This is a genomic window from Nisaea nitritireducens (assembly GCF_014904795.1).
Taxonomy (GTDB): domain Bacteria; phylum Pseudomonadota; class Alphaproteobacteria; order Thalassobaculales; family Thalassobaculaceae; genus Nisaea; species Nisaea nitritireducens.
Map to the genome: position 1 here is coordinate 21,005 of NZ_JACZFS010000056.1, position 8,239 is coordinate 29,243.

At 63.2% G+C, this 8,239-nt stretch carries 9 protein-coding genes; 7 read left to right on the forward strand and 2 right to left on the reverse strand.

Annotated features, from left to right (window positions below):
- The first annotated feature begins 69 nt into the window (after positions 1-69).
- Entirely contained in the window at positions 70-717 is a 648-nt protein-coding gene (gene thiE / locus IG629_RS18300; protein ID WP_193173367.1) for a thiamine phosphate synthase, read from the forward strand.
- Between the two features lie 2 nt (positions 718-719).
- Here the strand turns inward: thiE and IG629_RS18305 are convergent, their stop codons facing one another.
- Positions 720-1,253 (reverse strand): GNAT family N-acetyltransferase, encoded by a 534-nt coding sequence (locus tag IG629_RS18305; RefSeq protein ID WP_193173368.1) that lies wholly within the window; start codon positions 1,251-1,253, stop codon positions 720-722.
- A 278-nt stretch (positions 1,254-1,531) separates the two neighbouring features.
- On the opposite strand from IG629_RS18305, the gene efp reads away from it, so the two are divergent.
- The 6 genes from efp to IG629_RS18335 all read left to right on the forward strand — a co-directional run bounded on the left by efp (position 1,532) and on the right by IG629_RS18335 (position 7,614).
- Positions 1,532-2,098, forward strand: a complete 567-nt coding sequence (efp, locus tag IG629_RS18310) for an elongation factor P (protein ID WP_193173369.1) — start codon at positions 1,532-1,534, stop codon at positions 2,096-2,098.
- A gap of 104 nt (positions 2,099-2,202) precedes the next feature.
- Positions 2,203-3,006 (forward strand): inositol monophosphatase family protein, encoded by an 804-nt coding sequence (locus tag IG629_RS18315; protein WP_028467681.1) that lies wholly within the window; start codon positions 2,203-2,205, stop codon positions 3,004-3,006.
- A 104-nt stretch (positions 3,007-3,110) separates the two neighbouring features.
- On the forward strand, positions 3,111-4,250 hold the full coding sequence (locus tag IG629_RS18320) for an OmpA family protein (protein ID WP_193173370.1): 1,140 nt from the start codon (positions 3,111-3,113) through the stop codon (positions 4,248-4,250).
- A gap of 124 nt (positions 4,251-4,374) precedes the next feature.
- Positions 4,375-5,511 (forward strand): flagellar motor protein MotA, encoded by a 1,137-nt coding sequence (locus tag IG629_RS18325; RefSeq protein WP_193173371.1) that lies wholly within the window; start codon positions 4,375-4,377, stop codon positions 5,509-5,511.
- A 13-nt stretch (positions 5,512-5,524) separates the two neighbouring features.
- Positions 5,525-7,117, forward strand: coding sequence for an OmpA family protein (locus tag IG629_RS18330; protein WP_193173372.1), 1,593 nt, complete (start codon positions 5,525-5,527; stop codon positions 7,115-7,117).
- Positions 7,118-7,158: 41 nt separating this feature from the next.
- The gene (locus IG629_RS18335) at positions 7,159-7,614 is read left to right on the forward strand and encodes a c-type cytochrome (protein WP_193173373.1); all 456 of its coding nucleotides are present in this window, start codon (positions 7,159-7,161) and stop codon (positions 7,612-7,614) included.
- Between the two features lie 187 nt (positions 7,615-7,801).
- Here the strand turns inward: IG629_RS18335 and IG629_RS18340 are convergent, their stop codons facing one another.
- Positions 7,802-8,086 carry a GIY-YIG nuclease family protein gene (locus tag IG629_RS18340; RefSeq protein ID WP_193173374.1) on the reverse strand — a complete coding sequence of 95 codons (285 nt, stop codon included), beginning with the start codon at positions 8,084-8,086 and terminating at the stop codon, positions 7,802-7,804.
- Between the last annotated feature and the right edge of the window lie 153 nt (positions 8,087-8,239).

Consider the following 8,239-nt stretch of genomic DNA (forward strand, 5'->3'; position numbering starts at 1 on the left):
CCCATACCGCTTAGACGCGGCGCCCGCTCGAAAGGGCGGGCGCCGTTTTCACTTCCAGAGGCCTAAAAGATGTCCGCCAAGTCCGAGCCAAGTTGCGAGCTTTACCTGATCACCCCGCCGAAGATCGAGATCGATGCCTTCGCCGGGGATCTTGCCGCCGCCCTCGATGCCGGGCCGGTCGCCTGTCTGCAGCTCCGCCTGAAGGACGTTTCAGACGACGAGATCAAGCGAGCCGCTGAAGCGCTCCTGCCAGTCTGCCACGAACGCGGCGTGCCGCTGCTGATGAACGATCGCCCGGACCTCGCGCTACTGACCGGCTGCGACGGCGCCCATGTCGGCCAGCAGGACGCCCCTTACAAAGAAGCCCGCCGCATTCTCGGCGACGAGGCCATGATCGGCGTGACCTGCCACAACTCACTGCATCTGGCGATGGAAGCAGCGGAATCCGGCGCCGACTATGTCGCCTTCGGCGCGTTCTATCCGACGGAAACCAAGGAAATCCTGCACCACGCCGAAATCGAGACGCTAGAAAGCTGGGCGTCCGTCTCCATCATCCCCTGCGTTGCCATCGGCGGCATCAATCTGGAAAATGCGCCGCCGCTGATCGACGCGGGCGCGGACTTTCTTTGCGTGATTACGGCGGTCTGGAAGCATCCGGAAGGGCCGGCGGCGGCAGTGAAGGCGTTCAACGGGCTGTTTACCGAGACCGGTCGCTAACCTCATTCCTCAACCGCCCAGACCAAACCGCTCCATGTGCGGCCATCCTCGATATTCTGAACGAAATCGAACATGGGGCGGCGCGTCAGACCGAGCTTGCGCATCACGGACTGAGATCTCGCGTTCTCAGAACCCGTATAGGAAATAATGCCGGTCAAACCGAGGCTGTTTCGAGCATGGTCGAGGGCCGCCCCGGCGCTCTCGGTCGCATAGCCGTGCCCCCATGCGCTTCGCTGGAACCGCCAGCCAATCTCATGATGGGGACCGAGCGGATGGTCCGCCGAGAGACGCGGCATGACACCCGCATAACCAAGGAACCGGCCTTCCCGGTCTTCGACGGCCCAACGGGAGATACCATGATTCCGAAGCGCGTCCCGATAGCGCTCGAACTTCGCCATGCTTGCCGAGAAATCAATCGGCCCGCCGAGATCCGCCATCACCTCGACGTCGGCATGCATTTCGGCAAAAGCCTCGAGATGCCGTTCCGCCCAGGAGTTGAGACGTAATCTCTCTGTTTCGATTACTTGCCGCTTCATAACCGCTCTTCTTTAGGCGTCTCCATACCAAGTATGCCAAGGAGTAAGCGCCTTAGAGACGTTCTTAAAAGTCTGATTCCTGATTTATTCCCACGATAAACACTGATAGCGCTCAGCACCTAGCAAGGGCGCTGCATTGCAGCCTTGCATTGCTTTCCCAAGCCCCATCAATAGACACCGCCGCCGCAACCTGATAAAAGCGCGCCGCACCTGACTGAGTGTCCGTCCGCGCGGTTTTGCGCGACGCCGGACACCGCGACAGCTCGACGGACAGAGATATGAAAATCAACGGTAACGCCATCCGCATCGGTAATGTCATCGAACACAAGGGCCGCCTGTGGGTCGCGATGAAGACCCAGGCTGTGAAACCCGGCAAGGGCGGCGCCTTCAACCAGGTGGAACTGAAGGACATCCGGTCCGGCACCAAGCTGAACGAGCGGTTCCGCGCTGACGAGCAGGTCGAGCGCGTCCGTCTGGAACAGCGTCCGGCCCAGTTCCTCTTCGCCGAGGACAATCTGTTGACCTTCATGGACAACGAGACCTACGAGCAGACCCAGATCGACAAAAACCTGCTCGGCGATAACGTGGTGTTCCTGCAGGACGGCATGGAAGTGCAGATCGAAAGTCACGAGGGCGAGCCGCTTTCCGTACAGATGCCGGAAACCGTCGTGCTCGAAATCGTCGAGGCCGACGCCGTGGTGAAGGGGCAGACCGCCTCCTCCTCCTACAAGCCGGCCGTGCTGGAAAACGGTGTGAAGATCCTGGTGCCGCCGCATATCGAAAGCGGCACCCGCGTCGTCGTGCGAACTGAAGACAGCACCTACGTCGAGCGCGCCAAGGACTGATTGCCACTGGGACTGATTGCCTCCGGGACCGATTGGCCCTGGAACTGATTGCGGCTGCCGGATCTGCCGGCACCGCCGATATTCTGTTTTGAACTGGAGAGACCATGGCGAGCCGTTCGCCCGCAATCAACGTGATGGTGAAGGCCGCCATGAAGGCGACCCGTCAGCTGCTGCACGACTTCAACGAAGTCGAACAGCTCCAGGTCTCTAAAAAGGGCCCGGCCGATTTCGTCTCGAACGCCGATACCGCGGCCGAAAACACAATTGTCGACGAGCTAAAATACGCCCGGCGCAATTACGGTTTCCTGCTTGAGGAAGGCAACGAAATCGAGAGCAAGGACGAGTTGAAGCGCCGCTGGATCATCGATCCGCTGGACGGCACCACGAACTTCCTGCACGGCATTCCGCACTTCGCGATTTCCATCGCGCTTGAGGAAGCCGGCGAAATCGTCTCCGCCGTGATCTACGAGCCGACCCGGGACGAGCTGTTCTGGGCGGAAAAGGGCAAGGGCGCGTTCCTGAACGACCGCCGCCTGCGCGTGTCAGCACGCCGGAACCTCGAGGACAGCGTTTTCGCCACCGGCATCCCGACCCTGCGTGGCGGCGATCATGCGTTCTACCTGAAGCAGCTTGAAGCAGTGATGACCCGCTGTTCCTCCGTGCGCCGCCTCGGCGCCGCCGCGCTCGACCTCGCCTATGTCGCCGCCGGCCGCTATGACGGTTACTGGGAACGCGGTCTCAGCCCGTGGGACATCGCCGCCGGTCTGCTGATCGTGAAGGAAGCGGGCGGCTATTGCACCGACTACCGGAACCGGGACAAGGCTCTGGAAACCGGCGAAATCGTCGCGGCAAACGATCAGGTGCACGGCAAGCTCCTGAAAGTATTGCGGGACGCGACGAAAGCCTGATCCCGCTCGAACTGATCGCGACACCGCTTAGGCGGTTGTCGCGAAAAGGCCTGTTGCGATAAGGTCGTCAGTGAAATTAACCCTCCACCCGAGGATGCGCTGACATGGCCGGATCGACTTACCAGGGCAAGTGCCCCGTGTTTCTTCTCCTCGCGGGCCTGATCGGGCTCCAGGCGGGCCCGGCGCTCAGTCAGGAAACCATCTATATCGGCGGCACGGGCAGTTCGGTCGAGATCAATCTCGATGTGCTCGATCAGCTCGGCACGCCGCAGACGATCCCACAGATGCTGCAGACCGACATCCGCCGCGGTCAGGTCGCAGCAGGAGCACCGCTGCCACTGCCGGGCGAAGCACGCGCGGCAGTGTCCCGCGGCGTCCCGATGCCGCCGCCCACCCGGCCGGCCAGTTCCCAGAGCCGCCGCGTGGTCACGGCTGGATCGACCGCCCTGCCGGGCGCAAGGGCCCCGCAGCAGCCGACATTGCCGACGGCGCGCAGCACGGCCAGAAACCTGGCTCCGACAACCATAGCCCCCCGCGCCCCGGCAGCGTCGAAGGTACCGGCACCGGCACGCGTTGCAGCGCCGGTACCCAGCGCACCGAAAGTGGCCAGGACGCCGACGCCGATCGTCGCCCCTCCGGCCAAGGTCGCCATCGCGGCGCCCGAGCCAAAGGCGCCCAAATCCGCACCGAAGGCCATCGCAAAGGTCGCTCCAAAGACGACAACGAAAATTCCCGACATCGAGATCCCGGCAGCCCCCAAGGCGGCGACCCGGACGGCGGCGATTGCTCCGCCGCCCCCGCCTCCGGCCGTCACGGCACCCTCTGTGAGTGCGCCTACCCCAACGGCAAAGGCCCCGGAACCGGCCAAGCAGGTTGCCTCCGCCTCTCCGGCGCCGAAAGCCGCAGCCCCCGTGCCAAAGGCCTCCAGTGCCGGCGCCGCGATCAGCATCACCTTCGACACCGAAACCAAGTCCCTTCCGACCAATGCCAGTGGCACGCTGAACGAGGTGGCGGAGAAAATGAAGGCGGACAAGTCGATGCGGGTCCAGCTTCTGGCCTATGCCAGTGCCGGCGAGCGTTCCGAAGCCAAGGCCCGGCGGCTTTCCCTGTCCCGCGCGCTTGAAGTGCGCTCCTACCTGATCGGCAAGGGTGTCGCCAGCACGCGGATGGATGTGCGCGCACTCGGCAACCAGGCGCCCTCAGGCTCCCCGGACCGCGTCGATCTGACTCTCATCAACCGCTGACAAAGCGTCGACGGATGCCATCGGCGGCCGGAAATCTGCCATATTTTTCGTCCATAGAACCATGCAGACCACCGGGACATAGCGCTTTACCGGCCATCCCGGCCACACTCAGGGGATCGATCAGGTGACCAAACCCACGCGTTTTCTCGTCCGGATGGCGATCTTTCTGGCGCTTGTCACTGCGGTCGCGGTGCTTCTGGTCGGCGCGCTGCTGGACGCCTTCATGGCGAATGCCGCGCTGAACGGCATGATTCTGGCGACACTGGTCATCGGCGTTCTCTACGTCGTCCGGCAGGTCATGTCCCTCGCCCCGGAGGTCGCCTGGATCGAGTCCTACCGGACCGGCCAGCCCGGTCTTTCGATGCAGCAGGCACCAACCCTGCTCGCACCGGTCGCCACCATGCTGGGCGAACGCCGGGACGACCGGGTCAGCCTCTCGGCCATGTCCCTGCGCTCCCTGCTCGACAGTATCGATTCCCGGCTGGCGGAAAGCCGGGACATCTCGCGCTACATCATCGGCCTGCTGATCTTCCTCGGCCTGCTCGGCACCTTCTGGGGTCTGTTGCAGACGGTCGGCGCGGTCGGCAATGTAATCGGCAGCCTGAGCATCGAGAGCGGCGATATCGGCAGCGTCTTCGGCGATCTGAAGACCGGTCTCGAATCCCCGCTGAACGGCATGGCGACCGCTTTCAGCTCCTCGCTCTTCGGTCTCGCCGGCTCGCTCGTCCTCGGCTTCATGGAACTGCAGCTCGGCCAGGCCCAGAACCGGTTCTACAACGATCTTGAGGAATGGCTCTCCGGCCTGACGCGGCTCAGCTCCGGCGGCGGCGTACTGGCCGACGGCGAACATTCCGCCAGCGCCTACCAGACCGCTCTCTGGGAGCAGACGGCGGATAGTCTGGACAAGCTGCAGCGGGTCATCCTGCGCAGCGAGGATGACCGGCGCCAGGCGAACACCAACCTGATGTCCCTGAACGAGAAGCTCGGCACCCTGGTCGAGCAGATGCGCAGCGATCAGGATCTGATGCGGAAGATCGGCGAGGCTCAGCTGGAGATCCGGCCTGTGCTGGCCAAGATCGCAGAGGGTCAGTCAGGCGGCCGGGACGAGCTGATGCGCAGCCACCTGCGCAATATCGAGGCCTATGTCGCCCGTCTGGTCGAGGAAAGCTCCGAAGGCCGGAACCGCACCGTGGAGGAAATCCGCCAGGAGATCCGGCTGGTCGCCCGGACCATCGCGGCGCTCGCCGAAGAAGAGCGCTAGGGGAGCCGCGGCCATGTCCGCCCGCAGCCGCGCCTCGATGCGCGAAACCAATATCTGGCCGGGGTTCGTCGACGCGCTCGCCACCCTGCTGATGGTCATCATCTTCGTGCTGATGGTGTTCATCGTCTCGCAATTCTACCTGACCCAGGCACTGTCCGGCCGGGACGAGGCGCTGCATCGGCTGGAAGCCCAGATCTCCGAGCTGTCCGAGCTGCTCAATCTGGAGCGTGACACCAACACCGAACTTCGCCTCAACGTCGCCCAGCTTTCCACCGAGCTGCAGGCCTCCATCGCCCGCCGGGATGCGCTGAGCCAGCAAGTCACCCAACTGGTCTCCCAGCGCGACCAGCTTGAGGACCGGCTGGCGGAAGCCGTGCGCGACCGGGCCAGCATGACGCAGCGCCTGACCGAACTGGAAAACGGCCGGGCCGGGCTGAACGAACGGCTGACCGAAGTGCTGAGCGAACGGGACGCCCTGATGGCCAAGCTGCGCTCGGTCGAGAACGACATGGCCATCGCGCAGGCCGAGCGGGATGAGGTCACGGCCGGGCTCGAGGATGCCTTCAAGATAATCGAGGCGGATCGGGAAACCATCAAGACCCAGCTGAAGGATCTGGAAAGCCTGCGCCGCGATCTGGTCGCCCTGAAGCAGGCCCGTCAGGATCTGGAAGCGGAAGTCGCCGATCTGGCCGCCCAGAAGCTCGCCCTGCAAAAGACCCTGAGCCAGAGCGAGGATGATCGTCAGGCGGCGGAGCTCAGCGCCGAGGAACGCAAGCAGCGGATCGACGCACTGGTTGCCGAGATGACCCAGGTCCGGGATCGCAGCAAGGAGCTGACCGCCGCGCTCAACGAGAGCGAGGAACGCACCCTGCTGCAGCAGAAGGAAATCGCCGAACGGGATGTCCGGCTGTCCGAACTGACAGCCGATTTCTACGATACCGCCTCCGCGCTCGGTGCCGAGAAGGAGATATCCTCCAAGGCGCAGGAAGCGGTCGCCCTGCTAAACCGGCAGATGCGGGCCCTGCGTGAACAGCTGCTCGCGCTGCAGGAGGCGATGGACGCGCTCGAGGCGAAGAACAAGGAACAGAATGTCGAGATCGTCGATCTCGGCGCCAAGCTGAACCGGGCACTCGCCACCAAGGTGCAGGAACTGGCGAAATTCCGCTCCGAGTTTTTCGGCCGTCTGCGCGAGGTGCTGAACGACCGCCAGGGCATCCGCATCGTCGGCGACCGTTTCGTCTTCCAGTCCGAAGTGCTGTTCGACAGCGGCTCGGACCAGATCGGCCCGGCTGGCGAAATCCAGCTCCGCCAGTTCGCCGACGAGCTGAAGGATATCGCCGCCAAGATCCCGACAGGCATCGACTGGATCCTGCAGGTCGAAGGTCACACGGACCCGGTGCCGATCTTCAACGAGCGCTTCAAGAACAACTGGGACCTGTCCGCCGCCCGCGCCATCTCGGTGGTGCAGACGCTGATCTCTGAAGGCATCCCGGCGGGCAAACTCTCCGCCACCGGCTATGGCGAGTTCCAGCCGATCGACGAGCGCAAGGACGAGATCGGCAACCGCCGGAACCGCCGCATCGAAATGAAGCTGACGCAGCGGTAACGCCGGGCATCAACTGGCCGGGGAAACCCGGGGAGGCCGATATGACGTTTTGCAGGATAGTGCTCGTCGCACTGTTTGTTCATTCGGCCATTTTCGCCGGCATCGCCTGGGCTCATTCAGGGGCGACCGGAGTCGTCAAAGAGCGCATGCAACTCATGAAGGACATTGCAGGCGACACCAAGACTCTCGGGCTCGCCTTCAGGGGCAAGACACCATACGACCCAGCGGAAATCGCGGCGGCAGCGGAACGGATCGCGGAACATGCGGGCACGCGGCTGACGGCATTGTTCCCGGACGGAAGCAACGACCATCCCAGTGAAGCAAGTTCTGAAATCTGGAGCGACTGGGAACGTTTCACCGAGATCGCCGACGACCTGCGCGTCTCGGCCCGGCGCCTCGCCGACGCAGCGTCATCCGGACAAACCGAAACCGCCCCCCTCTTCAAGGACGTGGCGAGGGCCTGCAAGGCCTTCCATCAAGACTTCCGCATCGACTGACGGTGCCGGGCGGTGAGCCGGGATCATTACGATCACACAGCTGGCACCCGCCATCCATGGATCCCGACCTGCGTCGGGATGACGTAGTCAGTTTTGAAGGTTGTCCCATTGGATATAGCTCTGTGACTCGTCACCAAAACCATCGTCATCCCGACGCAGGTCGGGATCCATGGCGCTGACGTCCGCCCTAGAACAGCTCGGGAAACAAATCCCGCCATCCCGGATTAGACTCCCGAATCAGCCTGATTTTCCAGCCCCGCCTCCATTCCTTTAGCTGCCGTTCCCTCTGGATCGCGCCCTCCATCCGTTCATGCTGCTCGAAAAACACCAGCCTCTTCACACCATATCGGGAGGTAAAGCCTGCAATGGAGCCTGACCTGTGCTGCGCAACGCGGCGGGGGAGGTCCGACGTTACGCCAATGTAAAGCGTGCCGTTTTTCTTGTTGGTGAGAATATAGACGCAAGGCTGCATGGCCCGGACATGGGCTGAAGTGAGCGGGTTTCTGGACAGAGACCGCCATCCGTGGATCCCGACCTGCGTCGGGATGACGGTTGCTGTAAGCGCTTGTTTCGCTTCTCCACTGTGAACGGTGCTGCCACCACACCGTCGTCATCCCGACGCAGG

Excerpts from the sequence above, each read along its gene's own strand:
- IG629_RS18305 (WP_193173368.1), bottom strand. The coding sequence starts at position 1,253 with ATGAAGCGGCAAGTAATCGAAACAGAGAGATTACGTCTCAACTCCTGG.
- IG629_RS18340 (WP_193173374.1), bottom strand. The coding sequence starts at position 8,086 with ATGCAGCCTTGCGTCTATATTCTCACCAACAAGAAAAACGGCACGCTT.
- thiE (WP_193173367.1), top strand. The coding sequence starts at position 70 with ATGTCCGCCAAGTCCGAGCCAAGTTGCGAGCTTTACCTGATCACCCCG.
- IG629_RS18335 (WP_193173373.1), top strand. The coding sequence starts at position 7,159 with ATGACGTTTTGCAGGATAGTGCTCGTCGCACTGTTTGTTCATTCGGCC.
- efp (WP_193173369.1), top strand. The coding sequence starts at position 1,532 with ATGAAAATCAACGGTAACGCCATCCGCATCGGTAATGTCATCGAACAC.
- IG629_RS18320 (WP_193173370.1), top strand. The coding sequence starts at position 3,111 with ATGGCCGGATCGACTTACCAGGGCAAGTGCCCCGTGTTTCTTCTCCTC.
- IG629_RS18315 (WP_028467681.1), top strand. The coding sequence starts at position 2,203 with ATGGCGAGCCGTTCGCCCGCAATCAACGTGATGGTGAAGGCCGCCATG.
- IG629_RS18330 (WP_193173372.1), top strand. The coding sequence starts at position 5,525 with ATGTCCGCCCGCAGCCGCGCCTCGATGCGCGAAACCAATATCTGGCCG.